Source organism: Chamaesiphon minutus PCC 6605, assembly GCF_000317145.1.
Classification (GTDB): domain Bacteria; phylum Cyanobacteriota; class Cyanobacteriia; order Cyanobacteriales; family Chamaesiphonaceae; genus Chamaesiphon; species Chamaesiphon minutus.
The window spans coordinates 613,294-639,964 of sequence record NC_019697.1 but is presented as its reverse complement, the minus strand read 5'-3'; the positions used below and the strand labels follow the sequence as shown (position 1 = coordinate 639,964).

Here is a 26,671-nt window from a genome sequence, read left to right as displayed (position 1 = left end):
AGTCTGTGTTTCAGGACGCTGGAAATAATCTGCTACGGAATCTTCTCGTTGGCGTAGCCTCTCCGTTGGGAGAATCGTGTTCATAAGTGAAAACAACAGTTTCCCGAACAGGAAACACTAATGACCCAGAACCCTTCAAGTCCTCTGAGTTTAAAACATCAACATGACTACTCTCACCCCCACAGAATTGCATCAAATTCACGGTTTTTGGCGGGCGTGTAACTACCTCGCGGCTGGGATGATTTATTTGCAAGATAATCCCCTATTGCGCGAACCGCTTAAACCAGAACATATCAAAAATCGCCTCTTAGGGCACTGGGGTACTAGCCCCGGATTGAGCTTCATTTACACCCATCTCAACCGCGTCATTAATAAGTTCGATCTCAATGCCATCTATCTGGCTGGGCCGGGACATGGTGCGCCGGGAGTCCTGGCTCCGGTATATTTAGAAGGCAGCTACTCGGAAATTTATACAGATAAATCCGAAGATCTGGAGGGAATGCGGGCTTTTTTCCGCCAGTTTTCCTTTCCTGGGGGGATTGGCAGCCACTGTACCCCCGAAACCCCTGGCTCGATTCATGAAGGCGGCGAACTCGGTTATAGTATCTCCCACGCCTACGGTACGGTATTAGACACCCCAGATCTCATTAGCGTCGTTGTAGTCGGCGATGGCGAAGCCGAAACTGGGCCACTAGCAACCGCTTGGCATTCCAATAAGTTTCTCGATCCGCGTCGAGATGGGGTGGTCTTACCGATTCTCCACCTGAATGGTTATAAGATTAATAATCCAACAATCTTAGCTCGGATCGGTCATCAGGAATTAGAGAGCTTGTTGGAAGGTTATGGTTACACCCCCTACTTTGTGGAAGGGGATGACTATGACACCATGCACGAGGCAATGGCGACGACGCTAGATCGATGTATCGAGGATATTCATGCCCTCCAAGCTCGTGCCCGCCTAGAAGGCAATCTCGATCGCCCGATGTATCCGGCGATCGTGTTTCGCTCTCCCAAGGGCTGGACGGGGCCAAAATCACTCGATGGTCATCAAATTGAGGGTTCCTGGCGATCGCATCAAGTCCCGCTCAAGGCAGTCAAACACGATCCCGACCAACTGCACATGTTAGTGGACTGGTTGAAAAGTTATTACCCAGAGGAGTTATTCGATGAAGAGGGTAAATTGCGATCGGAATTTCGATCGCTGGCACCCCAGGGAACTAAGCGCATGGGTAGCAATCCCCATGCTAATGGTGGCTTACTGCGAAAGTCCCTCCACCTCCCCGATTTTCGGCAGTATGGGGTAGATGTACAGGTACCAGGAACGATCGAGGTATCGAATACTTACCCCTTGGGCGTATTGATGCGGGATATCATCAAAGCTAATCCCCATAATTTTCGCTTATTTGGTCCAGATGAGACAGCTTCTAATCAACTTCAGGCGGTGTATGAAGCCACCAAAAAGGTGTGGTGGGGTTCATACTTACCAGCAGATGCGGATGGGAGCGAGATGGCTTTGGATGGGCGAGTGATGGAGATGTTGAGCGAGCATACTCTAGAGGGCTGGTTAGAGGGTTATTTATTAACTGGTAGACATGGATTATTATCGACTTACGAGGCATTTGTCCACGTCATCGATTCAATGTTTAACCAACATGCTAAATGGTTGGAAATATCGCGTAAATTGTCATGGCGGGCAGAAGTTGCGTCCCTTAATCTATTAATTACTTCGACGGTCTGGCGACAGGATCATAATGGTTTTACCCATCAAGATCCGGGCTTTCTGGATCTAGTTGCGAATAAAAGTATGGAGGTGGTGCGGATTTATTTACCGCCCGATGTAAATTGTTTGCTGACGATCGCCGATCGATGTTTTCGACGTACCGATCGGATTAATGTGATTGTTTCGGATAAACAACCTCATCTTCAATATTTAACTATGGATGCGGCGATCGCCCATTGCAACAAAGGGATCGGCATGTGGGAGTGGGCGAGTACCGATCTCGGGGTCGAACCGGATCTGGTAATTACTTGTGCTGGTGATGTGCCCACCCAAGAAGCTTTGGCAGCTACCGCCATTTTACATCAGGCATTTCCCGATCTGAAGATTCGGTTTATTAACGTCGTCGATCTGCTTGCACTCCAACCACCGCTAGAATATCCCAATGGTTTAAGCGATCGAGATTTTGATAGTTTATTTACGATCGATAAGCCGATTATTTTCAATTTTCATGGTTATCCCTGGCTGATTCACCGTTTAGCCTATCGCCGGACAAATCATGTTAATCTTCACGTTCGAGGTTATAAAGAAAAAGGGAATATTAATACGCCCCTAGAATTAGCGATGAATAATCAGATCGATCGATTTACACTGGCTATCGACGCGATCGATCGAGTACCTAAATTGCAAGTAGCTGGGGCACATACTAAAGAACAACTAAAAAATCGGCAGATTGAATGTCGTCAATATGCCTATGCACACGGTACCGATTTACCGGAAGTTGTGAATTGGCGGTGGAAAAATCTAGATTAACGTGAGGTACACCATTTTATGTGTTCAGAAACCCGACTTCTCGTTCGCGTAGCGTCTCGTTGGCGTAGCCTCTCGAAGAGAAGAGAAGAAGTTGGGTTTCTATAACTCCTAACCCGATCTTAATTATCAATTATCAAGTATCAATTAATGAAAGTAGCTTTCTTCAGCACCAAATCTTACGACCGCGATTTCTTTACTGTCGCTAACTACGATCGAGAACACGATTTGGTATTTTTCGAGCCTCGTCTCGACCATCACACCGTTCGTTTGGCTAAAGGATATCCAGCCATCTGTACCTTTGTCAATGACAAATTAGATGACGTTACTTTAGAAATTTTAGCTCTCCAAGGTACTCGGCTAATTGCCCTACGTTGTGCGGGGTTCAATCAGGTAGATCTCAAAGCTGCTGCGCGTTTAAATATTCAGGTAGTCAGGGTGCCAGCTTATTCACCTTATGCAGTAGCCGAGCATACAATTGGCTTGATGTTAACCCTAAACCGCAAAATTCATCGTGCATATAACCGAGTGCGAGAAGGTAATTTCTCATTAGATGGGTTAATTGGATTCGATCTGCACAATCGCACGGTGGGGATTATTGGTACTGGAAAAATCGGTCAAATTGTGGCCCAGATTTTGAAAGGGTTTGGTTGCCAAATTATGGCTTACGATATGTTTCCTAGTCCAGCTTGTATCGAGATGGGTGTGAATTATGTGGATTTACCAAAACTCCTCAGCCATGCAGATATTATTACGCTACATTGTCCGCTTACTCCAGAGACTCATCATCTAATCGATCGAACAGCAATCGATCGAATGAAGTCTGGTGTAATGCTCATCAACACTAGTCGTGGTGCCCTAATTGATACAGCAGTTGTGATTGAATCGCTCAAGTCTCGCAAGATTGGCGCACTAGGATTAGATGTTTACGAACAAGAATCAGAACTGTTTTTTGAAGATTTATCAGATCGAATTATTCAAGATGATATTTTTGAACGCCTGGTGACATTTCCTAACGTTCTTATTACGGCACATCAAGCTTTTTTTACAACAGAAGCCATGCAAGATATTGCCGAAACAACGCTGACTAATATTACCGAAATAGCAACGAATCAGCTCTGCGCTAATATCGTTAGCCACATAAATAAATAATTTTAATGCGATCGAAAGACTTGTCCACATAATCGTCAGTCGCTTTAATGAATATCTTAGTTTTAAATGCTGGATCGAATAGTTTCAAATCGAGCTTATATCAATTAAATGAAGAAGTTTCGATCCTAAATTTAAAACCACCATTATGGACGGGGCAAATCGATTGGAATTCTAATCAGGCAACCGTATTAAAAATACAAAAGTTAGGTGATTCAGCCGAGCTAATATCCCCTACGGCGGATAGATCCTTTAGATCCTTATCAAGTACAATATCGGTGAGAGAGGAACGATCTGGAACTACTCGATTGGCGGATATTGTGCCCAACGGGCGGCGCAATTATTAGGGAGAGATCTATCAGAATTACGCTTAATTAGTTGTCATTTGGGTAATGGTTGTTCGCTGGCAGCGATTAAATTTGGGCGATGTATCGATACGACGATGGGGTTTACACCGCTTGATGGTTTGATGATGGGTACGCGTTGTGGATCGATCGATCGATCCAGGTATCATTCTCCATCTATTAAGGGAAGGGGAATATACAGTGACAGAACTCGATCGAGTCTTAAATTATGAGTCGGGATTATTGGGTGTTTCGGGAGTATCTAACGATCTGCGGGAGATCGATAAAGCGATTGAATTGGGCAATCCTCAAGCGAAGTTAGCCTTAGATATTGAAAACGGTCGCTTTCACCTTAAAAGGGAAGAACACAGCTTATTGCGATCGATTCTAGTCTAGTTGTCGAACTTATTCATTCGATCGCAATAAGTAGGTAAGTGCGGAAAGAATCAACTGTATAAAGTTTGGTCAAGGAACTGGGGAGTTGCAAAATTTAAAGCGTTCGACGGTCTGACCAGCTAATTGAGATCTGGCGGTGACAGCATCCATGACCGCATAAGCCAGATCTATTTCATGCTCAAACTGCGGCCAGCAATTTCGTCGTCTTTGAGTCGTTGCCACTTCAACTCGATCGGGTTCATTTCGGAGCAATATTTAGCAAAATAGAAAATATAGAGTCCTTGTGCTTCCCATTCTGAGAGTTTGGCTTTGACCGCATCACTGGTGTGAATCGGCCCACAATCCTTGCGCATTCAATCGCAGTACTGTGGCGCGATCTTTGACTCTTTGCGACACTGTGTTTGCGGTTCGGATCTCAAATAGTGTCTGCTCTTGTTCTGGAGGTAGAAATATCCTTAAACGCTTACCCATCTTCGGTTTTACCTACCTCTTGAGAAATGCTTAAACTATATTCATCTAGTTTATTACTATCCCGCCCACCGACTTAGAACCGCTCAAATTAATTCCAGGCATGAAACATTCAGACAAATCTTGACCACTAAAATCTACACCGCTCAGGTTCACCAAGGTTAACAACATACGAGGTAAAGTCTCGAATTCCATTATCGTAGAGGCTGAGAAGCTCTTCATCCCAAATAATTTTTCTATAGTCCGTAGTTGAACGTTCAATATTATTGAACGTTCAAATCATGCCAAGCCATCAGTGCTAATTGATGAACTTCGCGCCATGCGATCTGATGCGCTTGCGCGATCGATGCACAGTCGTCATACTCTGGCTGCACGTTGACGATCGAATCATCACTTACTAAATTATTTCGCGCAACTTTTATCCGCACCTTTCCATATTTAGTGACGACAGATTGAATTTCTCTGGGGAGGATCGATCGAGTTTGGCGATCGCGGCGGATGCCTAGTGTACTCGTCTCTGTGAAGATAATTCGTTCGCAATCTTGGGCTTTATCTAATGGACAAATAACTGTTAGTAAAATCCCCGATCGAGATTTTTTCATACCGATCGGTTGGGTGAAAACATCGACAGCTCCAGCTTGGAATAACCGATCGAATATATACCCGATCGCTTGGGGATTGAGGTCGTCAATTTGGGTGGATAATACTTCGATCGTTTCGAGATATTCGGGACGAACTGCGGTAGTTGTTGCCGCCGTTGATGTTGCTTCCGTACCCAGCCAGATGCGTAAAATATTCGGAATCGGTAACTCGATCGTGCCTGCACCCAAGCCGATTTGATGGAGCTGCATCGCTAGTGGTGCGCCAAACTCGGTGGCGAGAGTGACGGCAATTGCCGCACCTGTGGGAGTGACTAATTCGCGATCGATCTTGTTGCTATAGACGGGGACATTTCGAGCTGAAAATAACTTGAGGACGGCGGGAACTGGTACGGGTAAAATCCCATGTGCGGCGCGAACGGTACCACCGCCTATGGGGAGTGGCGAACAGTAAATTTTGGCAACATCGAGATAGTCTAAGCCCAAGCAAGTCCCGACGATATCGACGATCGCATCGACAGCCCCGACTTCATGAAAATGCACTTCAGAGGGTTCTATTCCGTGGACGGCACCCTCGGCGATCGCTAATTGGCGAAAGATGTCCAAACTCCACTGCGTCGCTCTAGCGGGTAAATTTGCCGCCACTATTAGCTTTTCGATTTGGGGGAGGTTGCGCTGGGGGGTGTCGTAATGGTGGTGGTGATGATGTTCGTCATTCTCTATCGGCTCGGCGGCGACGATGTGAGTGTAATGCTGCGGCTGAAAATTTCTGGTGCCGCTAGCTGGCTGCGTGGGGTGCGAGTGAGCATGTTCGTGGGGGTGGGGATGGTGTCCGAGGGGAGCGGGATGGGGATGTGGATGCTCGTGAGGATGATGGTGGGGATGCTCGTGACTCTCTCTGGGCGCGGCGTCGTCGATATGCGCTGGTGCGGGATGGGGATGATGATGTTCGTGAGGGGGATGGGAATGTCCGCGATGTGCAGCCGATGAAGGAACTGCTGACGCCATAGCGGTTAAATCGACATGTACTTTGGTGGCAATTTGCCCGTTGTGATGAACTTTATTCGCCCAGAGGTGATACTCAGATGCAATTCCCAAGCGCGCAAGCTGGGTATTGAGATATTCGATCGGTACGCCAGCATCGACTAATGCACCCAAACACATATCACCAGCGATTCCAGTTTGGCATTCTAAATAGGCGATTTTAATCATTTGAAAATTAAAAATTGAGTGACTGACTTAACGATTAATTGCGATCGAGGCTGTTGGAAAGGATCTGAGTTAATAATTGAATTATGTACCGCATAGGTCAACGATCGAGGTTTCAGAACTTACCTTACTCAATTTACTAAATAAATTAGCTAACTATTTATAACGTCTAAAATTTAGATGGTGGCCAGTGCCCACCCTACAAATATAGCTTAAATAAGTTCGTCCAAATTTTATAACATTACCGTTAGTCGAAACTATAGATAGTGGACAATGCCCACTATAAAGCACTCAACTATCAACTATCAACTATCAACTATCAACTATCAACTATCAATTATCAACTATCAAATAACTTATATGGCTACTATCTACGAAGTGCATCCTCAGACACCGCAGCTTAGAAAAATCGATGAAATTGTGGCGGCGTTGAAAAATGGCGCGGTGATGCTCTATCCCACAGATACAGTTTACGCGATCGGGTGCGATATCAACTCCAAGGCGGCAGTCGATCGCGTCCGTCAGATCAAACGGATGTCTAACGACAAACCTTTGACTTTTTTGTGTCAGTCTTTATCGAATATCTCTGAATACGCGATCGTCTCCGATCCGGCATATCGATTGATGAAACATCTCATCCCTGGTACTTATACATTTATTTTACCAGCAACCAAACTCGTCCCCAAAATAGTTCAAGATCCCAAACGCAAAACGACAGGAATTCGCGTACCGAAGCAGGTACTGTGTCAAAGCCTGTTAGAAAACTTGGGCAATCCGGTCATTTCCGCCTCCGCACACCTGCAAGATGACGATGGGGATGAATCGATCGAGATCGTGGAGAAAGCCGTATTATTCGATCGACTCGAAAAAATGGTCGATCTCATCATCGATGATGGTTCCGAACCCGGCATGGAAGGCTCAACAATCTTGGATATGACAATAGACCCTCCCGATGTCATTCGAGAGGGTCTAGGCTGGTCTGAAGTTGCCGCTTGGCTCTAGTTTTTTGGGATGGAGAGTAGATGGGTGGATGGATGGATGCCTCGGCACGAGGCAGACGCGAAGCTGAACGACTTCGCTAAAGCTTCAGGGTCGATGAGAGTCAAAAACACTCCACGCCTAAAGCCTCAAGCCTAACACCTACAGCATATTCCCTATTCCCTATCGAGGACAGCGTAAAACCTGATAACGAACGCCTCTGACAGTCTTATAGCGACCAGTGGGACGACATCTAGTGGGGCCAGAGCATTTTAATACTACTTGACCGCCGATTCTACGACCAGTAGGACGACAGCCAGCATCGGCAGCAGGTACCAATACAGATAGATTGAGGGCGCAAAAGAGTCCAGCACCGACGCTGAGCGCAGTTAAAAAGCGACCGGAAGGTTGATTTTTCATATTGTGTTTTTCGTCGTGACGATATTAGTAATCTTCAATTTGAATCGATCGGATTCCCGAAGATTATAATTCTTAGATTTACTAGTTACAAGATGTCTTGGCGTAAAACAAGACGATCGGCTTAGATTCGGCACTACTCAAAAAAAGCCTAAATTGTTGCCAAAATTTAGGATACAAGCGGCAATTCATGAAGCGACGCTCGCTACAGCTCCTAATCAGAATCCCAAAAGATGAGTCATAGCGAGCACAAGTTAAATATCTTAGGCACGGACTTTTTTGACGCATTCTGGCTTGTTGCATCGGCTCGGCAAAGCTAAACTTGCGCTCGGCTAAAACTTATCTATAAATAATTAAGGTAGTCTATGTTTTTACGATGAGTGAGTCAAAAGATATTGGCCATTGCCATTGTACTCCCCATCACAAGTCGCAAAAGCAGTACCCATCAACAGAAGATAGAACCGCCAGATCCGCCGAAATTTGGCATAGTCCATCCCATAGTCGAGGAGCTTGACACTAGCTTGCGCGTCATCAAATCGCTGCAACCAGGCAGTAAAAGTCTGATGGTAATTCATGCCATTAACGTACCAGCGATCGATCGTTTGGAGATCCCGATTGTGAGTGGGAATCGCATCATAATTCCAGTAGCGACCGTGGGGGAAAATATACTTGTGAGTAAATCCAGATGACATGTGGTTGGGGATGCGTGCGGTAATTAGATGGATGAATACTTTACCATTGCTTTCGAGTAAAGATGCAAGCTTTTGCAACGCATTGGTAAGATTGCCAATATGACAAAAAACGCCGATCGAGAGAATTTTGTCAAACTTCTCGGTAAATTGCACCTCATTGAGATCGCCCTCAATGAGGGTAAATCTCCCCCCGCTCAAATGGCTCTGAGGATCTTGCATTTTGTGTCGCATATACTCGCACTGCTGGTGACTCAAATTCACCCCCGTAAAGCGAACATGGGGAAATTTGGACATAATATAGTTTGGCACGCAACCCCAACCGCAACCAAAATCTAAAATCCGATCGCCATCAACGATTTCTAGCTGTTCGATAACGCGATCGAGCATCTGGATTTGAGCCGATTGTAAATCTGTGGCTCCATTTTCCCACAAGCCCATACTGTACTTAGGATAAATTGTCGGCCAATCTCCCAACATTTGATTGAGCATCGCTTGGGGTAAATCGTACTGCACTTGCATCAGTTCGCGCGCAGATTCCGCCAATCGATCCGATTCATCCAATACCCATTCATATGGAGCCAGCAATCCAGGTGCATGTTTGAGCAAAATTGGCATCGATGCGTGCATCATCGATCGAAATACCGAATCGGGAATTTCTAAACCACGAATATAAGCTTCCGCCAATCCCATCTGTGTCGCATTCAAAGCTTCCGCTAGCACTCGTGTCGTCTTATATCCGATCGAATGTTTCTCTGGATTTCCCGCGTTCGGAAGATCCCTTAAAGTTACTGGCAATAGATGTTGAGAAGTCATGACGATCGCTCCAATTTATCGAAGAGTACTCGATCGACAGCTAGTCAAATATCTTTTCTATAGCAATCCTATTCGATCTACTCACAGTAACGTTAACCTGTAGGTGCGGTGCTTCATGTCCGCTCTATTGAGATTAAACTTCTCATTTAAGATCGCTATATGTAAAAAGTTTGGCTAGTTATCGATTGACATTAAAGCAAATCGATGTGAGGAACTTGTGAGTTTAAGATTTAAAACATAAATCTTTGTTACGACACAGTACTATCGGCGTTCGTCGCTCGCTGGCAGCAAATTCAGTCGATACTTATACAAAGCTACTGCGCGCCCGCGCGTGCCGAAATAATCGGGATCTTGGGGCGAAAGATAAATTGCCGAGATCTGGGTGGCGGTAATTTTGGGTATCGGCGTTGCTGAATATTGGTAACTAGTTGTCGTTTCGACGGTATTTAGATAAATAGTCGCGCTCGTCCGAAAAACTTGCTGCGAAAGTTCGGTAGAGATAAATCTATCGGGTGCGGGAATTTCGAGGTCGAATCCCGTCACAAATGCTTCCAATTGGCGGTCTTGAGTGAGTTGGGTAATCTGTTTGGTCGGATTTTGCGGATCGATTTTTACCGATTTGACATTAGCGGCACCTAGATAAGCAGCGGCAATATTTAAACCATTAAATGCGCGATCGGCAATAATTTGAGGCGCAGGTAAATTAGATTGCAATTTGGGCAAGTTAAGCGGCGAGAATTTAACGTCTTTAGTGGGATCTCTAGGGACAAATTGGACGGTGAACTCGATCGGTTTATCGATATATTGCCGATTACTTTCAAATCCAGGCGTGACTATTGCTGGTGCCAGCGGTGCGATTTGTTCCACAAGAGTACTCGTCGCAATCCAACGTCCCCGAAACCACTCAGGATAGGTCAATTCGCCTTCTGAGCGTCCGAGAATCGATCGAGCATCCCAATTAGGGTATTGAGCCAATCTATCGCTTAACATCCCAGCTAGCGCGCTCTGAGAGCCACACCACAAAATGACGATCGCACAGATCCCCGTGAGAATTTTGCCTAATAAACCGTTCATAAAGCTGTCGAATATTTTGAGCGCGTAGTAGATTTCTGGAGCGGGGGAAACTCATCATCTCAAAATAACACCGATCGATCGCGCGTAACTATGACTGTGCTTCACAAGTTAGGATACCAACTACCAGCTCCCAGCCATTAGTGACAAGTTAAGAAGCGATCGCACTTGTCAAGCGGGCTTGAGGCGATGAGTCGAAGAAAAAATTGTCTGTTCGACTCATAGAATCAGGAAAAGGTGCAATAATTAACTTAACATTAGGTTTACGAACAGTTTTAACAATACCTAAATCTTGATTCTCTGGGGCAGCAAAATAGGTGACTGGATTGGCAGCTAAACCTTTATGATGAGCTACATGAAAGTGATAAAGACCTCGATAAATCATCTCTAAAGAAATGCGGTCGAATGGGAGAGATAATTCATCAGCTACAGCATCACCTAAATCGACTAGAACTGCATAAAACAGCCAAGTCCCCCACATCTGTAATTTAATTCCATTAACTGAACCAGTCCATAAATAACTCAACCCGAGCAATCGTTTAACAGTATTAAAAGCCTCTTCAATTCGCCACCGTCTTCCGTACAAATCGGCGACTACATAGGGAGGAAGATTCAATGGGTCGAGTACACTAGTTAGATAAGAATACCAGACTTTACCCACTTTAATTTCGACTAATCTTACAGTTATATATGGAGTCTTTTTGGTGCCAGACCCCATCCGCACTATTCGGTCACGGATACTATAACTATTGCTAAATACTCGCTCTATCTGTAGCGATGCACCTTTTTTTAATCGAGTAATAAAATGAATATCTCTGTTAATTAATTCTTGCCAAAATTGGAAATGATAGAAGCCTCGATCCAAGAGCAATAAAGTGCCCGATGTTACTAAATTCAGGATATCTTTCTCAAAATTAACATCTGAAGCTTTGGGATTTTCTCTAAACCAGATTTCAATCGGCAATCTCGTCACCAAATCTATGACTACTCCCATTTTTCCCGCTAGTTGTCCGATTGGCACATCAGATAAGCTATCTAATTTCTTGAATATCGCTTCCAATGTGGAGCCATCACATGCCCAAATCCGCTCAAATTTTGCTTGAGCAAATTCAATGCTTTGTGGCAACAATCGCTGTTTTCTCTGGTGCCACTTCACTCTAAATTCTGGCAGTAATTCCTTAAACACTCTCTCAAATAACTCAGATGGAAAGGTCAGAAATCTTTGTGCAATCGCCTGTTGACTTACTTGTGTTGGCTCACACCACAAAAATCCTTCTCGCCCTAACATTCGGCTTAGTTCTCTGACTCCTGGCACATTCCGCCACAGTAGCGTCAGCACTGCTGCCATCATCAAGGGTAAATTTAACAGCCGATTTCTCAGCCCTAATTGTCGGTAGTAATGACTTTGATTGAAAATTGCTGGTGTCAATAAAGCCTCTACTTGAGCGGCGATGATCTCATCTTCCACACCTGGTTGGTGGTTCTTTTTGGCGTGGTCGCGGTTACTTCTTCGGCGGCTGGTCATCAGGCCTCTATTCCCTCAAACTCTTGACTAGAAACAGTTTGGCATCTTTTTATTACCTTTTTGACAAATCTCTGATTTTCTTAACTTGTCACGAATGGCTCCCAGCTCACTCATACCGTTCGCGTAGCGTCGCCTATGGCGAATCGCTCCCCGCAACTAATCTTTCTAACCACGCCAAAATTAACCACACTACAGGCACCGTAGCCGCTAAACCCAGCCAGAAATTGTGGGCAAATTGGGGCGATCGATCGAGTGCCCAGCCGCCTAATGGTGGGCCGATGGCATAGCCTGCTGCCCAACAGAGCGAATTAATCGAGGTATAAACACCGCGTAGGGAAGAAGGAGCCAAATCGGCAATCAGTGCGGAGGCAGTTGGCGTATAAGCAACAATCGCTAAGGCAAATAATCCCAACCCCAAACTCGCCCATACCAATTGGTAATTTGCACTCGTACCAGTCATCGTCATACAAGCAAAACCTAATATCCAAAAGCCGCCCGAAATCATTAACGCTCGAACTTGGCTGAATTTTCCAAGTAATTTGAGCATCGGGAGTTGAGACGCGATCGTCATTAGCAAATGACCTGTAAATAGCGTACTAATTACTTGCGGACTGAAGCCACGGGCATCAGCTTGAGGCACAAATTGACTAAAATAGAGCGGCAGTGTCGATTGAGTTTGAGAAATATAAATAGTCAAAATAATATTGACAGTGACATATACTAACAACCTTCGATCGCGCAATGCGCTAGTGTAACCGCTGAAAAATCGTACCGCTGTTTTTGGGGCTTGTAATGTTTCTTTAATCCCCAGAACGAGCGTCAAGAAAAAGCAGCAAAACGACACTCCATCGATAATAAATAGAACTCGATACGCGCCAGTCGAGCTAATCAACAATCCCCCAGCAATAATCCCTAATCCCATGCCGATATTATCGGCCAACCGGGTAATCGCATAAGCAAATCTTCGCCCCTCGCCATCGGTAAGATCGGCGACGATCGCTTCATTAGCAGGCCAATATAAACCCAAACCTAAACCTTGTACCAGACAGCCTACAACTAACGCAGACAGATTGCTAGTCGCGGCAAAGATAAAGCAGGCTAGTGCCAAAACTAGCGTAGATAATAATAAAACTGGTTTGCGACCCCAGCGATCGGCATAAGTCCCGCTAATTAGCCGTCCCGCTACCCCTGAAATCGAGGCACTACCCAAAGCCAAACCAACCGATGTGGCCGAAAGTCCCACCTGTTGTACGAAAAAAATCGGGGCGTAAAAGATTGTAAATCCGCTCCCGATTTCTGACAGCAATCGACCCAGCGCGAGGATCCAAATCTGTCGAGGTAGTTGTAGCATATAAATTGAAGATCGGGGAAAATCGGAATTGGCGATACATATCTATGTTTACACACTAATTCCGACTCGATCTCTTTGTTGCCGATCTGTCGAAAGATCGACTAGCCTTCTGATTCTAAAATTTCCATTTTCACTCGACCGACTCCTTGGCTTTTAAGTCCGATTACTTCAGCCGCACCAGCAGAGATATCGATCGCCCGACTGCGATGAAATGGACCGCGATCGTTGATTCGCACGATAACTGCTTTACCAGTTGTGAGGTTAGTAACTCGTACTTTGGTACCAAAAGGCAATGTCCGGTGTGCTGCTGTCAAGCCTTGAGGATTGTATCGCTCGCCATTTGCTGTTTTAGAACCAGCTTCACTGCCATACCAAGAAGCTTTGCCAATTTGGGTAGAGACAATTTTTTCTAGTGCGGGTTGGACTACGGGTGGTTCGATTTTAACGATAATTGGAGTTGGAGCCGCAGTCGATGGCGACTGAATAGGAACAATTGCCTGTTTGGGCCGATCGACCGGAATGGCGATACTCGGCTCTGGCGCGACGATCGTGTCATCTATTTGCGCGATCGCAGTGGCGACAATCTGTTTGGGATGGTCTTTTTCAAAAATAAATACAGGTAATCCAGCTTCAAAGCTCGGAATTTCCTGCGATTGGTGCAGTCGCTCGGAACGTACCAAATCGGTAGTGCTAACGATTGGTGCTACTTGTGGTGTGGGGATAACCTTAGTGCGATCGTCGGCAACAGGATTTAGGGCTTCCCACGAGTCTCTCGCCCGTGGAGTATCTGCCACATCAGCCTGAGCGGCGATCGAATTATTAATTACCGTCGGCTGCGATTTATCGCTGCGCACGACCTCGATCGGCTCGCTGACTGCACGAGTGGTAAAAGATTTAACTGCTTGATGCTTGAATGTCGGCCACTTCACCTGTGGGAGGGGAGCTACCGCATTTACCCGAGAAGTTGATGAATCGCTGAGGTCTGGACTTGAAAAGATCGCCGCAGTAGATCGATAATTCGGGTTAAAAAGTGGAGCTAGAGCGGAGTTTTGGTTTATTACTGGCTCTGTCGCCAGAGTTTTGGTCGGAAGGCTGATGAGCTTGTTGATGTCAGACTGTCGAGCGCGAGTCGAAATTTTTGACTTCTTAGCAGATGGTGACTTAACGGTTGGTAACTTACTTACCTGGGGTACCACTCGAATTTTGGCGGGAACTGCTGTCTCTGTTTCCAGTTCGGTGACTGTCAGTGGGGTAATTATCGGTAGCGATTGCGGTGACAGTGGCGAGTAGTTTTCTCCAGATTCTCCAGAAGGGGCTGAGAGAGTTTTGGCACAAACATTAGCAACAGGTGCTATTACCGCAGTCAGAACGAGCGTAGTCAGACAAGTCCAACGATGTTGATTCATAGTCTTTCAAGGAGAAACAATATTCGGGGCAAAGCGATATTAAGTTATACAAGTCTAATTTCAGCAGTTGGCCATCAGCCTCATTGAGGCTAATCTATCCAGTTGGCGAGAATCGGACATTAGTGGCGCAGTATTCCAACCTCTCTACTTTCCCTACTTTGACAGTGGGCAAGCGTTACGGCTTCTGTTACTAAATTTAACCACTTTGTATGTTAATAGTTTACCCCCAGAATCGCCCTTAGTCTCTATAAGTGGCATCAAATTCAGTCAGGAAGCTAATCTAATTGACTCGCACGTTGTCGATGCTGCTGGAGTTCGCTTGTGGGGGTGAAGTTCGAGATCGAGTTTTGACCTAGGAATAATACCACGGAAATGTGACTTCAGGTCAAGGACTCGATCGGATTAACTATTGCCAATTGGCAAATACTTAGCGATTGCGACGACCTTGACGACGACCATCACCAACACTTAAAACTTCCATGCGGACTTTACCAACGCCAGTGTTGGTTAAACCGATCGCACGAGCTGCGGCAACGGAAAGGTCGATGATTCTACCACCGATGAAGGGGCCGCGATCGTTGATGCGAACTACTACCGAACGTCCGTTGTTACTAGTGACGCGAACTCTGGTACCAAAAGGTAACGAGCGGTGAGCGGCAGTATAACCACCTGGATTGTATCTTTCACCGTTTGCAGTTAATGGACCACCTTCGCCCGGTTTATTGCCATAGAAAGAAGCTTGTCCGACGGATTGAGCGATTAGCTGTTTGGACTCGACAGAAACATTGGGTTGAGTGGAGTTGACTGATGGTGTAGCAGAGACTGCTGTAGATAAACTCAGCGTTGCTACGAGAGCAGTTAATCCAGTCAAAGTTTGGTAATTCATAAGCCTATTGTGAAACGTTTTTATCTTTGAGATTTAGCGTGAATTCTTCATAAATGGGGGAAGAATTTACCAGTTGCTAGCTCATACTTGTTCCGTATTCACCTCGGTGTGAGGAACGTTGGGTCTACCATAACACGAAGTTTTTTTTAAATTGGCTGCTCCAAATCCTTGACAAACGCGCTTTTCTGTGCTCATAGAAAATGACTTTTTAGTACCAAAAACTGGAGCGATCCCCACCCTACAAAGCTTTGACTATTACGATCCCCAGGATTTTTCAATCAGGAAAAGTAATATGTTACATTTCTTTGCATCCATTATTTAAATGTTTGTTCAGTCCAAATTGGGTTGACAGGTTTCAAAAATCGGCGGCTTTTTATTAAAAATTTGTTAAAGAGATATTTGTCTCGATCGAACTGTAAATCAAAAAACTAGATCTGAGTTCCTAAATCAGTCACAGACATAACTTTAGCTAATAATATTAATAGGCATCACCAATATACGAGCGCAACTTTTACTCCCAACTCCCATCAGGATTTACCGGATGAAAAAATTGGCAAGATTAGTCTTTGGGCATACCCTACACTCCCTACTCCCTGGCTTGTCTCGCTGTCTTGTCGTTTTTAATCGGGGGGACCCCCGACTAAAAATGCCGCTAAACCGTCGGGAAACAGAGGCGTGCGCGAGCCACAACTCCCAACTCCCCACTAGTTCCCAACCTAGTAAATTTGCCCCGTGTAAAGCGATCGCGGTAAAATACCCGTGCCGATCGTGAATGGGTGAGCTATGGATTATCAACAAGCAGGTGTAGATGTTGTGGCGGGGAGAGCGTTTGTCGAAAACATCAAAAACCTCGTCCACAGCACTCACCGTCAGGGAGTTTTAGGTGGTTTAGGCGGCTTTAGCGGCTGGTTTGAACTACCAGCGGGATATCAGCAGCCAGTATTGGTGTCGGGTACCGATGGCGTGGGTACCAAGCTCAAAATCGCTCAAGAATTAGACAATCATGCTTCCATCGGCATCGATTTAGTCGCCATGTGCGTCAATGATATTCTCACCTGCGGTGCCGAGCCGCTCTATTTCCTCGATTATTTAGCAACTGGCAAACTGAATTCGACACAATTAACTCAGGTAGTTGCCGGAATTGCCGATGGCTGTCGTCAAGCTGGTTGTGCGTTATTAGGTGGCGAAACAGCAGAGATGCCCGGATTTTATCAAGCGGGCGAATACGATTTGGCTGGCTTTGCCGTTGGAATTGCCGAAAAGAGCAAACTGATCGATGGTTCCAAAATTCAGATCGGCGATGTGGCGATCGGGTTAGCCAGTAGCGGTATACATAGTAATGGTTATAGCCTGGTACGGAAAATTGTCAGCGATGGTGGCTATCGGTGGAAGGATACCCCCAGCAGCTTGCTAGGGCAAAATCTCGGTGAAGTTTACCTCACACCCACTCAAATCTATGTAAAGCCGATTTTAGCGGCGATCGAGCAACAATTAATCATTCATGGCATGGCACATATTACTGGCGGCGGGTTGCCCGAAAATTTACCCCGCTGTCTGGGTGCCAGTCATTCGATCGAAATCGATCTCCAAAGTTGGCAAATTCCCCCCGCCTTTCAATGGTTAGCGGAAGCCGGAAATGTGGCACCAGTGGATATGTTTAATACCTTTAATATGGGCATCGGCTACGTCATCATCGTCCCCGCCACAGCCGTTAGCGACTCGATCGCCTTTTTTAAGTCACAACAAATCCCAGCTTACGCAATCGGTAGCGTCGTTGCAGGCGATCGATCCTTGATTGGGATACCAGAGTAGTAGGGGAGAGGGGGAGAGGGGGAGAGGGGGAGACTGGGAGGCGGGGAGAGGTTAACACAATAGACTATGTGTAGGGGAGGGCTTGGTGCCCAGTCCACCAAACTTATTACCAGTTAAACCCTACCCCGTAACCACTAAGTCCGAACCGACCCCATACAACACTTAGTACCAATAACCTACATACGCAGGGGAGTTTGAGGGGCGGCGTCCCGCCCCTCAACGGGGGGTCTGGGGGAAGCCTCCCCCAGATCCGGGTTCTACTAGCACCAGAAGAGATCGCACAGGAGAGATGAGCAGATGTGGGAAAGAATTAGATAAGAATGCTTGCGCTCGAACTTTCTAGCCTCTACCCTCTAAACCACCTTACACTGACCGTAATACCGCAGCAAATGGTCGCACAATACCAACGCTACCATCGCCTCAACCATAGGTACCGCGCGGGGTAGAACGCAAGGATCGTGTCTGCCTTTAGCGGCTAGCGTTGTTTCTTCACCGTCTTGGGTGACAGTATTCTGTTCCTTGCGAATCGTCGCCGTGGGTTTGAAGGCTACCCGAATGATAATGTTTTCACCATTAGATATCCCACCTTGAGTACCGCCAGATCGATTGGTGCGCGTCCGAATTTCGCCGTCCTCGTCGGTGTAAAATTCGTCATTATGCTCGCTGCCAGTCATCAGGGTGCCAGCAAATCCCGAACCGATTTCAAAACCCTTAGTTGCGGGGAGAGACATCACACCCTTGGCGATATCGGCTTCCAACCTGTCGAATACCGGAACGCCCAAACCTTTAGGCACGTTACGCACGACGCATTCTACCACGCCCCCGATCGAGTCGCCCTCTCTACCGATCGCTTCAATGCGATCGATCATTCGATCCGCACATGTCAGATCGGGACAGCGCACGATATTACTTTCTACCTGCTCCATCGTCACCGCATCAGGATCGACAGTCGCTTCGATATCCTGAATCTTCTTGACATAGCCGATGACTTCGACATGATTAACTATGTGCAGAATTTTTTTGGCGATCGCACCTGCGGCTACTCTCCCAATTGTTTCCCGCGCTGAAGATCTGCCACCGCCTTGCCAATTCCGAATTCCATATTTGGCATCGTAAGTCGCATCGGCATGAGACGGGCGATAAGTCTGCACCATCTCGCTATAATCTTGAGACCTGGCATCTTTATTTCGCACCAAAATACTAATCGGTGTGCCCGTAGTTTTGCCTTCAAACACCCCAGATAGGATTTCGCAAGTATCAGTCTCCTTGCGGGGTGTGGTAATTTTACTCTGTCCGGGACGCCGCCTGTCGAGTTCGACTTGAATTTCGGCTTCGCTAATTTCGACTAATGGGGGACAACCATCGATGACGACACCTACCCCACCCCCATGGGATTCGCCATAGGTCGTAATTCTAAATAAATGCCCAAAGGTGTTTCCCATCTTACTCGATCGATCTGATGTTGTTAGTTACCAGTTTATCAGGCATAGCAGATGAGATTCGAGCCTGTACCTCAAGATAGTGCGGAATGCTAAGATCGGCATAGTGCCTTGGAGTAAAACTAGAGTGCAACAACACCATGCCTGAAGGCCCAGAAATTAAGTTAGCCGCCGATAAGATTGCTAAAGATATTGTCGATCGACCCCTCACAGAAGTCTTCTTTGCCTTCGATCGTCTTAAATCTTTTGAAGCCGAACTCACCGCCGCTCGCATTGTCTCTGTTACTCCCAAAGGCAAAGCTCTACTGACTCGCTTTAGCAACCAGCTCACTATTTACAGTCACAATCAGCTCTATGGCGTTTGGTACACTCGGCGCGCCTACGATTATCCAGAGACCAATCGACAGTTGCGGCTGGCCATTCATACCGAAAAGCGATCGGCACTCCTCTATAGTGCTTCAGATATCGATGTATTTGATGACGATCGAATTGCCGCCCATCCTTTCTTGCAAAAACTCGGCCCTGATGTTTTAGAAGCCACCACAACAGTTGAAATAGTGTTAGCTCGGCTCCAAAGTAAAGCCTTTCATCGCAAAGGATTTCCCTCGCTGCTGCTAAATCAGCATTTTTTGGGCGGCTTGGGCAACTACTTACGCAGCGAAGTTTTATTTGTAGCTAGAATTCATCCCACCTTAAGACCAGTCGATTGTTCGATCGACAAGCTCCAGAAACTAGCCACCGCCCTCCTCGAACTCCCACGTCAATCCTACGCCACCAAGGGTATTACAAACAGCTTGGCGATCGTCGATCGACTCAAACAAAACGGCCAAACCCGCCGTCAATACCGCCACTGGGTCTTCGGTCGTCAAGATTGCCTCTGTCACCTCTGCCACACCGAAATTCTCAAAGATACCCTCGGCGGACGACGGGTTTATTTTTGTCCAAGCTGTCAAGCTAAATAGTGAATTATGACGAACATTTACGAAAGCACAGCAGAAGAACGCGAATTGCGGAACAATAAGCTTGTTGAATTCAACAGGAAGATCGCAATACCAAATAGTTAGGTAAGTATGTCAGATGATTGGTCTCGTTACATCAGGTTTCGTGATGATGGCTTATCACCTCAAGATGTTTGGAACTATGCTCGATCCGACGGATTGAAATTTGCTGACTCGATTCGCATGATTCGATTGGTGTTCGATTTAACTCTAGTCGAAGCTAAGGAAGTAACGATCCAAGCTGAATCATTGGGCACGTCCCTCGAAGAATATCAAGGTCGCGTTCTGCTACCAGCAATCGAAGCAGCTACTTCCCTGGATATATCTATGGATTGATAGCATAAGTGTTATCGATTGCGGATTTCGATCGAGTAAAATTAATTTATTAGTTTGGCCGAGTTAGCTGATGACTACTGCAATCGATCGCCCAATCCAACAGAAGCCCCTAAGTTTTGATGAGTTTCTCGCTCGTTATGGTGGCGATAATCGCTATGAACTCATCGACGGAGAGGTATTCGATTTGGAACCAACAGGCTTGCATGAAGAGGTTGCCGCTTTCATTACGACCAAAATCTGCGTCCAGATTGATGCAGCCAACCTACCTTGGTTTGTCCTTCAGCGAGGCATATTACGCCCTGACAATATTGGTATGACGGCATTTAGACCGGATGTAGCCGTAATCGACCGAAACCAACTTATCAATGAAATGTACTGGCCCGAACAGTCGATCCTAACTTTGGGTAGTTCGATTAAATTTGTAGCAGAAGTAGTGAGTAGCAATTGGCAAAATGACTATTCCCGTAAGGTGGAAGATTATGCTGTTTTGGGTATTCCCGAATATTGGATTGCCGACTACGCTGGGTTGGGTGGTACTCGACATATTGGCAAGCCCAAACAACCAACTTTATCTATCTGTACGTTAGTGGATGGGGAGTACGAAATTCAGCAGCTTCGTGGCGATCGAATCATCGTCTCGCCAACTTTTCCAGATTTGAAACTGACCGCAGAACAAGTGTTGAAAGCAGGGCGATAAATTCTCGATTCAGATTGCAGGCTGGATCGAACCAAATTTCTCAGCTACCGCAATACCAGCTAGATAAGCATCTTCTACCTTATATCCACCACACCAGTCGCCAGTGCAAAACAAAGGTGCGGGTAGATCGATCGACAGATAAGCAGTACCATTAAGCGGAGATTTAGGAAAAGCATACCGCCACAGGTGCGGTTGCTGCCATTGAGCCTCCTCGAACCACGGCAAAAATCGATCGCTAGCCTGTGCTAACATCGCCAGGGCTGCCGCTGGGGTATTTTCTAGATTGGGGTACTTGGCGGCGAAATTAGCGGTACTCTGAAGCACGAATGCTGGTGGGGCGGGTTGGTGGCGTTTGCTACTATCTAACCCCACCCAAGCTACAATCGGATCGTCGATACAAGTCACCGATTTTACCTGCGGATATGTAGATTCCCATTCGGCTAATTGAGTTGGTGTATATCCTGCGGCAACTGCGATCGAGGGATAAAATTCGACAGATTTTAAGTTAGTTAGAAACTCACTCGGCAAAATATCTGCCAGGGGCGAAAGTAAATCGAGAGCTTGGGGCGCAGGAATAGCCAGAATGACCGTGCGGGCAAGAATTTCGGTGGGTTCGGTACCATCGATCGTCAGTCGCCACAGGTTACCATCTGGTTGGATCGCGATCGCGCGTTGTCCGAATCGAATATCTAAATCTGTCGCCAGATATTTGGCAATTTGATTCATCCCGCCTGGAGCTACATAACGGGGATAAATATCGGCATCAGCGAGCAGATTGCCATCAGCAGTTAGCGTATGGGTAGTATCCGTCCATGTCTCGACGATATTGGCAGCAATAAGTCGATCGAATAACGCCCGAAATCGCTCCCCTTTGGGGGAAATATAACAAGTCCCCCGATCGACACAAGTATCGAACATCCGCCGCGTTGTCAATCTCCCACCAACCCCTCTAGACTTTTCCCAGATCGTGATTCCTCGATATCCGTTTGCTTGCAGTTCTTTGGCACAGGCAATTCCGGCCATTCCAGCACCGATAATTGCAATTTCGATCGGATGATTCATGGTATTTGATAGAGCTGAGTGGGTTTAGAGTTGCACCACATCTCCTAGCAAGAGGATCGACACTATCATCAATAATGCTCCCGCAGCGATATCTAGAGTTCTGGGCGATAATATCTTCGCCAAATAACGCCCTAAAAGTACCCCCACCAAACTTGTCGCGATTAAAGCAGTTCCCGCACCGATAAACACGATCCATGGCGACTGAGATTGGGCACTCAATAATAGCGTCGCTAATTGAGTCTTATCGCCCATCTCGGCTAAAAAAATCGTGATAAACGTCGAAAAGAAGGTACCCCACATGCTCGATGTTTGTTGAGTGGCGACTGGAGACTCTGCCCCAACGGATGTAGGTGAGGGTTCTAACGTTTCGAGGACAGTATCGGCAGATGTATCGGAAGAGGATGAAATAGTCACGGAACAACCTAAACTACAGCTAAGGTCTCAATTATCTTCTCATATTCCCAACTCCGCAAGTAGATCGACAAAAATATCGAATATTTAGAGGAAAATACCCAGCTCGGTATCGAATCGAATCGCTTCTAGACTCCGCTCTCCATAGACACCTTCAATCTGCTCGCGACAACACGCGATCGCAAAATCATTCAAATCCTCTGGCTCGATCCCAAACATCGCCACAAAAGTATCTTCTTGTACCCGACAAAAACTCGGACGATCTTCATAGATATTACAAGTCCGCGTATCGCGATCGAGATTGATACACCAACCATCAGCACCTACCATACTCATGTAGATGGCTAACTGCTCTGGTGGTAAGTATTCTTCCAAATCCGGTCGATCGCTCGGATCTAAGTTACAGCAAGCCCCACACTGCTTTATACACCGCCATGTAGACATATTCTTGAGTTTGTCAGTTATTACTCATTCAGTTTATCGGGTTTCTTCTGCTTTGGAGCGGGGAGCGGGGAGTCGGGAGCGCAAGGAACGCAGTTCCAAAACCTAAAGCCTAAAACCTAAAGCCTAAAGCCTAACTCATGTACTTTTGTAAATAAAATTAATCTCAATCGGCGAGACGCGGATAAAATTATATCGCCGATCCTGTTGGCGATATAATAAATTAAAGTTTGTTTGCGAGGAAATATGGATTTTTTGAGCGGTATTGTGGATAGCGTGCTCAGTATTAACTGGGAAGTAATCGCCCAATTGTCAATGGTGGCAATGATTATGATTGCTGGCCCCATTGTGGTATTTCTACTAGCAGCTTTGCGCGGTAATCTCTAGGAGATCGGTGGCTAGTTATTTGCAATGCCAGTTGCTAGCCGCTAACTCTCCCGATCCAATAATTCCATCTGTCGATCGAGCAAATCGACACCTGCGGCGACATTCCCGATTTCTTGAAGTTGCGTGCGTAACTCTGCCGCACCCGAAAACCCTTTGGCATACCAGGTTAAGTGTTTTCGAGCCTGCAAGATGCCGCGATCGCCTTTATATAAGTACAAGTTTTGTAAATGTTCTTTAGCACATTCTAATCTGGCGATCGCACTTGGGGGCGCGAGTCGTTCCCCTGTTTTGAGAAAATAGTCGATTTCACCCACCAGAAAGGGATAGCCGAGCGTCCCGCGAGAACACATCACGCCATCGGCTCCAGTTTGCTCCAGACAAGCAATCGCCGCCTCCACCGAAAAGATATCCCCATTGGCAATCACGGGAATCGAGAGCACTTGTTTAACCCGACGAATCCAGTCCCAGTTTGCCGTGCCATTGTATCCCTGCGCGCGAGTCCGAGCGTGGATCGTCATCATCTGCGCGCCAGCATCTTCCATCCGTTGGGCGAAGTCTAAGATATTTATTTCATCATCCGACCAACCGATCCGCGTTTTTACCGTCACGGGAATATCTACAGAATTTACCACGGCTTTAACGATCGCCACTGCGGTATCGGGATCGCGCAATAGCGATGAGCCGCCGCCATTTTTGGTAATTTTATTCACCGGACAACCCATGTTGATATCGATCGTCTGTGCGCCTTGCTGCACGGCAATTTGAGCCGCTTCGCCCAAAAAATCGGCACGACAGTCAAATAACTGGATACTAATCGGACGCTCGTTAGCATCGATCTCCATAATGCGCGGTATTTCTTTGAGATGTCTCAGGCTCGATGCCTGCACCATTTCTGTATACATCATCGAATCGGGCGCATATCGCCGCACCAAGCGACGAAAAACCAGATCGGTAACTCCAGACAAGGGCGACTGAAAAACACGGCTGTGAAGCTGGAGAGAGCCGATCTGGAGGGGAGTTGTGAAGTTCACGGGAGGGGATGGATGGAGTGGATGGGTGGATGGGTGGATGGGTGGGGTAAATACAGTTTTGCCTAAAACCTAAAACCTAAAACCTAAAGCCTAAAGCTTAAAACCTATCACCTAAATTGTCGCCCCATCCTGTAAAATTCAACATAGCTCTAGACTTTACCGCTCTCAAATATCATCTCAATGAAGCGTCGCCAATTTCTGCAATACAGTACTCTCGCCGCAGCAAGTTTGACTTTTGCCGCTTGTAACAGTCAAGGGAGTACTCATTTTAACCAGCCGCCAGCTAACTTTGGCAAGTTGGAAAAAACCGATCTCCAGATTGGGATCGTATCGAGTTTGGACTCTCTCCCGTTGGTAGTTGCCAAAGAAAAAGGGATGTTCAAAAAGTATGGCTTGAATGTGACTTTAGTCAAACAGCCAACTTGGGAGCGGGTGCAGCAGGAGTTGCATAGTGGCAAATTAGATGCCGTTCAAACTCTATTTGCGATCCCGCTATGGGAATATTTTAGTGCTGAAGGTGTTAAATCGCGAGAGAAAGATAAAGATACGGAGAAACCACGTCGTCGCCGCAATCGCAGAGAGCAAGATGATGACAAAGAGAAAAGCAAGAGTACTGCTAATACAGTTGCTTTGATGGGGCTGAATATCAATGGTAATAGTATCAGTCTAAGTGAGACGGCTTGGAAGGCCGGGTTGCGACCGCGCCAAGCATATAATAGTCTTTATGAATTTCAAGAAAGTTATAATAAATTCTTTCGCGAATTGAAACAACCGCCAGGATTTGCGATCGCACATCCAGCCGCTATGGCAAATTATACTACCCGATATTGGTTGGGAACCATGGGTATCGATGCCGAACGCGATCTCAAATTCGAGGTATTATCACCTAATAATATTACCGCCGGATTGGATAGTGGCAAGCTGATCGGTTATGCTACCGATGAGCTATTCAACCAGCAAACGCTCGCCGATAAAAAAGCTTTTACAGCTTCGATCGATCGAGATGTTTGGCACGGACATCCAGAAAAAATTCTGGCTTCTTTAGATACTTGGCTACAAGCTAATCCGGTTACCGCTAAGGCAATGATGGCAGCAGTATTAGAAGCTTGTCAATATTGCGACAATCCCCAACATGTGGCCGAACTCGCACCTGTTTTAGGTAAGTCCCAATATACGGATGCTGGTACTAATAAAAATTGGCAAAAAATCCTAGCCGGAAATTATAATTACGGTGGCTTTGATGGTAAATCTGGTGTAGTAAAAGTTCCCGATTTTCAAATCTTTCATTTTCAAGCGACTAACTATCTCCAGCAACCCAATCATGCCAATTTTCTCTGGCATTCTCACGCCGTGTGGGTGCTAACGCAGATGGTACGCTGGCGTCAGCAGCAGCTTACTGAATATCCCAAAAATGCCGATGCTGTGATTAAGCAATTATATCCTACGGCTGCTTATGCAGACATTGCCAAAGCTTTTTGGTTGAATTTGCCCAAAGGACAACTCAAAATCGAACAGCCAGATATGTTCATCGATCGAGTTGCTTTCGATCCGAATAAAGCGGCGGAATATCTGAATGGGTTTGAGTTGAGAGCGTAGGATAGGGGATAGGGGATAGGGGATAGGGAATAGGGAATAATTAAGATGATTAAATTATATGGTGGTGCGCGGAGTCGGGCTTCGATCGTGCGTTGGTATTTGGAGGAGTTAGCAATTCCTTATGAATTTATTTTGCTAGATATGGCCGCAGGCGAACATCTCCAGCCGGACTTTCTTAAAATCAATCCTTTTGGTAAAGTACCCGCGATCGTCGATGGTGATTTCGCGCTATTTGAATCTGGGGCAATTTTGTTATATCTGAATCAAAAATATAGTAAAACTGAATTGTCCCTAGAGCAACAAGCGATTTTCGCTCAGTGGACATTATTTGGTAATTCGACGCTAGCAACTGGAATTTTTGTCGAAGCAAGTCGCGAACGAGAATTGCCTAAATTAATGCCGCCGCTCGAAGCGATGCTTGCCAAACATCCTTATATTTTAGGCGATGAATTTAGTGTCGCAGATGTGGCAGTCGGTTCGATTCTAATCTATATTCCATTGATGTTGAAATTAGATTTATCGGCTTATCCCGCAGTTGTTAATTATATCGATCGAATCTCGAATCGCCCCGCTTGCAAAGTCGGGATGTCATAGTAGGAATGAGAGTGAGGTCTGACTGTCACTTGTATC

The 26,671-nt window shown here is 46.2% G+C and carries 25 protein-coding genes and 1 pseudogene; 11 read left to right on the top strand and 15 right to left on the bottom strand.

Annotation, left to right across the window (positions count from 1 at the left end):
• The first annotated feature begins 163 nt into the window (after positions 1 to 163).
• The 3 genes and pseudogenes from CHA6605_RS02965 to CHA6605_RS36420 form a co-directional block, all read left to right on the top strand.
• Positions 164 to 2,530, top strand: a complete 2,367-nt coding sequence (locus CHA6605_RS02965) for a phosphoketolase family protein (protein ID WP_015158062.1) — start codon at positions 164 to 166, stop codon at positions 2,528 to 2,530.
• A 147-nt stretch (positions 2,531 to 2,677) separates the two neighbouring features.
• Positions 2,678 to 3,679, top strand: coding sequence for a 2-hydroxyacid dehydrogenase (locus CHA6605_RS02960; RefSeq protein ID WP_015158061.1), 1,002 nt, complete (start codon positions 2,678 to 2,680; stop codon positions 3,677 to 3,679).
• Positions 3,680 to 3,992: 313 nt separating this feature from the next.
• A pseudogene (locus CHA6605_RS36420) lies at positions 3,993 to 4,353 on the top strand (acetate kinase); the annotation flags it as partial.
• Positions 4,354 to 4,583: 230 nt separating this feature from the next.
• Here CHA6605_RS36420 and CHA6605_RS02945 read toward each other — a convergent pair.
• The 3 genes from CHA6605_RS02945 to larC form a co-directional block, all read right to left on the bottom strand.
• Positions 4,584 to 4,769, bottom strand: a complete 186-nt coding sequence (locus CHA6605_RS02945) for a transposase (RefSeq protein WP_051038657.1) — start codon at positions 4,767 to 4,769, stop codon at positions 4,584 to 4,586.
• 163 nt (positions 4,770 to 4,932) lie between these two features.
• Entirely contained in the window at positions 4,933 to 5,055 is a 123-nt protein-coding gene (locus tag CHA6605_RS36995; RefSeq protein WP_422678760.1) for a pentapeptide repeat-containing protein, read from the bottom strand.
• Positions 5,056 to 5,147: 92 nt separating this feature from the next.
• Positions 5,148 to 6,695: a nickel pincer cofactor biosynthesis protein LarC gene (larC, locus tag CHA6605_RS02940; RefSeq protein WP_015158059.1), complete on the bottom strand. Its 1,548-nt coding sequence runs from the start codon at positions 6,693 to 6,695 to the stop codon at positions 5,148 to 5,150.
• Positions 6,696 to 7,052: 357 nt separating this feature from the next.
• Here larC and CHA6605_RS02935 point away from each other — a divergent pair, with 357 nt between their 5' ends.
• Positions 7,053 to 7,694 carry an L-threonylcarbamoyladenylate synthase gene (locus tag CHA6605_RS02935; RefSeq protein ID WP_015158058.1) on the top strand — a complete coding sequence of 214 codons (642 nt, stop codon included), beginning with the start codon at positions 7,053 to 7,055 and terminating at the stop codon, positions 7,692 to 7,694.
• Positions 7,695 to 7,853: 159 nt separating this feature from the next.
• On the opposite strand, the gene CHA6605_RS02930 is transcribed toward CHA6605_RS02935, so the two are convergent.
• The 7 genes from CHA6605_RS02930 to CHA6605_RS02895 form a co-directional block, all read right to left on the bottom strand.
• On the bottom strand, positions 7,854 to 8,090 hold the full coding sequence (locus CHA6605_RS02930; protein ID WP_015158057.1) for a hypothetical protein: 237 nt from the start codon (positions 8,088 to 8,090) through the stop codon (positions 7,854 to 7,856).
• A 368-nt stretch (positions 8,091 to 8,458) separates the two neighbouring features.
• Entirely contained in the window at positions 8,459 to 9,592 is a 1,134-nt protein-coding gene (locus CHA6605_RS02925) for an SAM-dependent methyltransferase (protein WP_015158056.1), read from the bottom strand.
• A 261-nt stretch (positions 9,593 to 9,853) separates the two neighbouring features.
• Positions 9,854 to 10,666 carry a DUF6816 family protein gene (locus tag CHA6605_RS02920; protein WP_015158055.1) on the bottom strand — a complete coding sequence of 271 codons (813 nt, stop codon included), beginning with the start codon at positions 10,664 to 10,666 and terminating at the stop codon, positions 9,854 to 9,856.
• A 148-nt stretch (positions 10,667 to 10,814) separates the two neighbouring features.
• Positions 10,815 to 12,188, bottom strand: coding sequence for an IS4 family transposase (locus tag CHA6605_RS02915; RefSeq protein ID WP_015158054.1), 1,374 nt, complete (start codon positions 12,186 to 12,188; stop codon positions 10,815 to 10,817).
• A gap of 133 nt (positions 12,189 to 12,321) precedes the next feature.
• A complete protein-coding gene (locus tag CHA6605_RS02910; protein WP_015158053.1) occupies positions 12,322 to 13,539 on the bottom strand; it encodes an MDR family MFS transporter in 1,218 nt (405 codons plus the stop codon).
• Between the two features lie 101 nt (positions 13,540 to 13,640).
• The gene (locus tag CHA6605_RS36415) at positions 13,641 to 14,945 is read right to left on the bottom strand and encodes a septal ring lytic transglycosylase RlpA family protein (protein WP_015158052.1); all 1,305 of its coding nucleotides are present in this window, start codon (positions 14,943 to 14,945) and stop codon (positions 13,641 to 13,643) included.
• A 427-nt stretch (positions 14,946 to 15,372) separates the two neighbouring features.
• On the bottom strand, positions 15,373 to 15,831 hold the full coding sequence (locus CHA6605_RS02895) for a septal ring lytic transglycosylase RlpA family protein (RefSeq protein WP_015158051.1): 459 nt from the start codon (positions 15,829 to 15,831) through the stop codon (positions 15,373 to 15,375).
• A 783-nt stretch (positions 15,832 to 16,614) separates the two neighbouring features.
• On the opposite strand from CHA6605_RS02895, the gene purM reads away from it, so the two are divergent.
• Positions 16,615 to 17,643: a phosphoribosylformylglycinamidine cyclo-ligase gene (gene purM / locus CHA6605_RS02890; RefSeq protein ID WP_015158050.1), complete on the top strand. Its 1,029-nt coding sequence runs from the start codon at positions 16,615 to 16,617 to the stop codon at positions 17,641 to 17,643.
• Between the two features lie 353 nt (positions 17,644 to 17,996).
• On the opposite strand, the gene aroC is transcribed toward purM, so the two are convergent.
• Positions 17,997 to 19,085, bottom strand: coding sequence for a chorismate synthase (gene aroC, locus CHA6605_RS02885; protein WP_015158049.1), 1,089 nt, complete (start codon positions 19,083 to 19,085; stop codon positions 17,997 to 17,999).
• Between the two features lie 137 nt (positions 19,086 to 19,222).
• Here aroC and nei point away from each other — a divergent pair, with 137 nt between their 5' ends.
• From nei to CHA6605_RS02870, 3 genes are all read left to right on the top strand, one after another.
• Positions 19,223 to 20,044 carry an endonuclease VIII gene (nei, locus tag CHA6605_RS02880; protein WP_015158048.1) on the top strand — a complete coding sequence of 274 codons (822 nt, stop codon included), beginning with the start codon at positions 19,223 to 19,225 and terminating at the stop codon, positions 20,042 to 20,044.
• Positions 20,045 to 20,152: 108 nt separating this feature from the next.
• Positions 20,153 to 20,416, top strand: coding sequence for a hypothetical protein (locus tag CHA6605_RS02875; protein WP_015158047.1), 264 nt, complete (start codon positions 20,153 to 20,155; stop codon positions 20,414 to 20,416).
• Positions 20,417 to 20,486: 70 nt separating this feature from the next.
• Positions 20,487 to 21,113: a Uma2 family endonuclease gene (locus tag CHA6605_RS02870; RefSeq protein WP_015158046.1), complete on the top strand. Its 627-nt coding sequence runs from the start codon at positions 20,487 to 20,489 to the stop codon at positions 21,111 to 21,113.
• Positions 21,114 to 21,122: 9 nt separating this feature from the next.
• Here CHA6605_RS02870 and CHA6605_RS02865 read toward each other — a convergent pair whose 3' ends face one another.
• The 3 genes from CHA6605_RS02865 to CHA6605_RS02855 form a co-directional block, all read right to left on the bottom strand.
• Positions 21,123 to 22,175: an NAD(P)/FAD-dependent oxidoreductase gene (locus CHA6605_RS02865; RefSeq protein WP_015158045.1), complete on the bottom strand. Its 1,053-nt coding sequence runs from the start codon at positions 22,173 to 22,175 to the stop codon at positions 21,123 to 21,125.
• Between the two features lie 24 nt (positions 22,176 to 22,199).
• Complete coding sequence (locus CHA6605_RS02860) at positions 22,200 to 22,589, bottom strand: TMEM165/GDT1 family protein (protein ID WP_015158044.1); 390 nt, start codon at positions 22,587 to 22,589, stop codon at positions 22,200 to 22,202.
• 84 nt (positions 22,590 to 22,673) lie between these two features.
• On the bottom strand, positions 22,674 to 23,030 hold the full coding sequence (locus tag CHA6605_RS02855) for a YkgJ family cysteine cluster protein (protein WP_015158043.1): 357 nt from the start codon (positions 23,028 to 23,030) through the stop codon (positions 22,674 to 22,676).
• 243 nt (positions 23,031 to 23,273) lie between these two features.
• On the opposite strand from CHA6605_RS02855, the gene psb30 reads away from it, so the two are divergent.
• Positions 23,274 to 23,414, top strand: a complete 141-nt coding sequence (gene psb30 / locus CHA6605_RS02850) for a photosystem II reaction center protein Ycf12/Psb30 (RefSeq protein WP_015158042.1) — start codon at positions 23,274 to 23,276, stop codon at positions 23,412 to 23,414.
• A gap of 41 nt (positions 23,415 to 23,455) precedes the next feature.
• Here psb30 and dusB read toward each other — a convergent pair whose 3' ends face one another.
• Positions 23,456 to 24,445, bottom strand: coding sequence for a tRNA dihydrouridine synthase DusB (dusB, locus tag CHA6605_RS02845; protein WP_015158041.1), 990 nt, complete (start codon positions 24,443 to 24,445; stop codon positions 23,456 to 23,458).
• A gap of 180 nt (positions 24,446 to 24,625) precedes the next feature.
• On the opposite strand from dusB, the gene CHA6605_RS02840 reads away from it, so the two are divergent.
• A complete protein-coding gene (locus tag CHA6605_RS02840) occupies positions 24,626 to 26,041 on the top strand; it encodes a CmpA/NrtA family ABC transporter substrate-binding protein (RefSeq protein ID WP_015158040.1) in 1,416 nt (471 codons plus the stop codon).
• Between the two features lie 45 nt (positions 26,042 to 26,086).
• The gene (locus tag CHA6605_RS02835) at positions 26,087 to 26,635 is read left to right on the top strand and encodes a glutathione S-transferase family protein (RefSeq protein ID WP_015158039.1); all 549 of its coding nucleotides are present in this window, start codon (positions 26,087 to 26,089) and stop codon (positions 26,633 to 26,635) included.
• Positions 26,636 to 26,671 lie beyond the last annotated feature (36 nt).

Bases quoted from the DNA above. Each gene is read 5' to 3' on its own strand.
- CHA6605_RS02835 (WP_015158039.1), top strand. From the start codon at position 26,087: ATGATTAAATTATATGGTGGTGCGCGGAGTCGGGCTTCGATCGTGCGT.
- CHA6605_RS02915 (WP_015158054.1), bottom strand. From the start codon at position 12,188: ATGACCAGCCGCCGAAGAAGTAACCGCGACCACGCCAAAAAGAACCAC.
- CHA6605_RS02910 (WP_015158053.1), bottom strand. From the start codon at position 13,539: ATGCTACAACTACCTCGACAGATTTGGATCCTCGCGCTGGGTCGATTG.
- nei (WP_015158048.1), top strand. From the start codon at position 19,223: ATGCCTGAAGGCCCAGAAATTAAGTTAGCCGCCGATAAGATTGCTAAA.
- psb30 (WP_015158042.1), top strand. From the start codon at position 23,274: ATGGATTTTTTGAGCGGTATTGTGGATAGCGTGCTCAGTATTAACTGG.
- larC (WP_015158059.1), bottom strand. From the start codon at position 6,695: ATGATTAAAATCGCCTATTTAGAATGCCAAACTGGAATCGCTGGTGAT.
- CHA6605_RS36415 (WP_015158052.1), bottom strand. From the start codon at position 14,945: ATGAATCAACATCGTTGGACTTGTCTGACTACGCTCGTTCTGACTGCG.
- CHA6605_RS02935 (WP_015158058.1), top strand. From the start codon at position 7,053: ATGGCTACTATCTACGAAGTGCATCCTCAGACACCGCAGCTTAGAAAA.
- CHA6605_RS02840 (WP_015158040.1), top strand. From the start codon at position 24,626: ATGAAGCGTCGCCAATTTCTGCAATACAGTACTCTCGCCGCAGCAAGT.
- CHA6605_RS02895 (WP_015158051.1), bottom strand. From the start codon at position 15,831: ATGAATTACCAAACTTTGACTGGATTAACTGCTCTCGTAGCAACGCTG.
- CHA6605_RS02960 (WP_015158061.1), top strand. From the start codon at position 2,678: ATGAAAGTAGCTTTCTTCAGCACCAAATCTTACGACCGCGATTTCTTT.
- CHA6605_RS36995 (WP_422678760.1), bottom strand. From the start codon at position 5,055: ATGTTGTTAACCTTGGTGAACCTGAGCGGTGTAGATTTTAGTGGTCAA.
- CHA6605_RS02920 (WP_015158055.1), bottom strand. From the start codon at position 10,666: ATGAACGGTTTATTAGGCAAAATTCTCACGGGGATCTGTGCGATCGTC.
- CHA6605_RS02965 (WP_015158062.1), top strand. From the start codon at position 164: ATGACTACTCTCACCCCCACAGAATTGCATCAAATTCACGGTTTTTGG.
- CHA6605_RS02925 (WP_015158056.1), bottom strand. From the start codon at position 9,592: ATGACTTCTCAACATCTATTGCCAGTAACTTTAAGGGATCTTCCGAAC.
- aroC (WP_015158049.1), bottom strand. From the start codon at position 19,085: ATGGGAAACACCTTTGGGCATTTATTTAGAATTACGACCTATGGCGAA.
- CHA6605_RS02875 (WP_015158047.1), top strand. From the start codon at position 20,153: ATGTCAGATGATTGGTCTCGTTACATCAGGTTTCGTGATGATGGCTTA.
- CHA6605_RS02930 (WP_015158057.1), bottom strand. From the start codon at position 8,090: ATGAAAAATCAACCTTCCGGTCGCTTTTTAACTGCGCTCAGCGTCGGT.
- CHA6605_RS02865 (WP_015158045.1), bottom strand. From the start codon at position 22,175: ATGAATCATCCGATCGAAATTGCAATTATCGGTGCTGGAATGGCCGGA.
- CHA6605_RS02855 (WP_015158043.1), bottom strand. From the start codon at position 23,030: ATGTCTACATGGCGGTGTATAAAGCAGTGTGGGGCTTGCTGTAACTTA.
- CHA6605_RS02870 (WP_015158046.1), top strand. From the start codon at position 20,487: ATGACTACTGCAATCGATCGCCCAATCCAACAGAAGCCCCTAAGTTTT.
- purM (WP_015158050.1), top strand. From the start codon at position 16,615: ATGGATTATCAACAAGCAGGTGTAGATGTTGTGGCGGGGAGAGCGTTT.
- CHA6605_RS02945 (WP_051038657.1), bottom strand. From the start codon at position 4,769: ATGCGCAAGGATTGTGGGCCGATTCACACCAGTGATGCGGTCAAAGCC.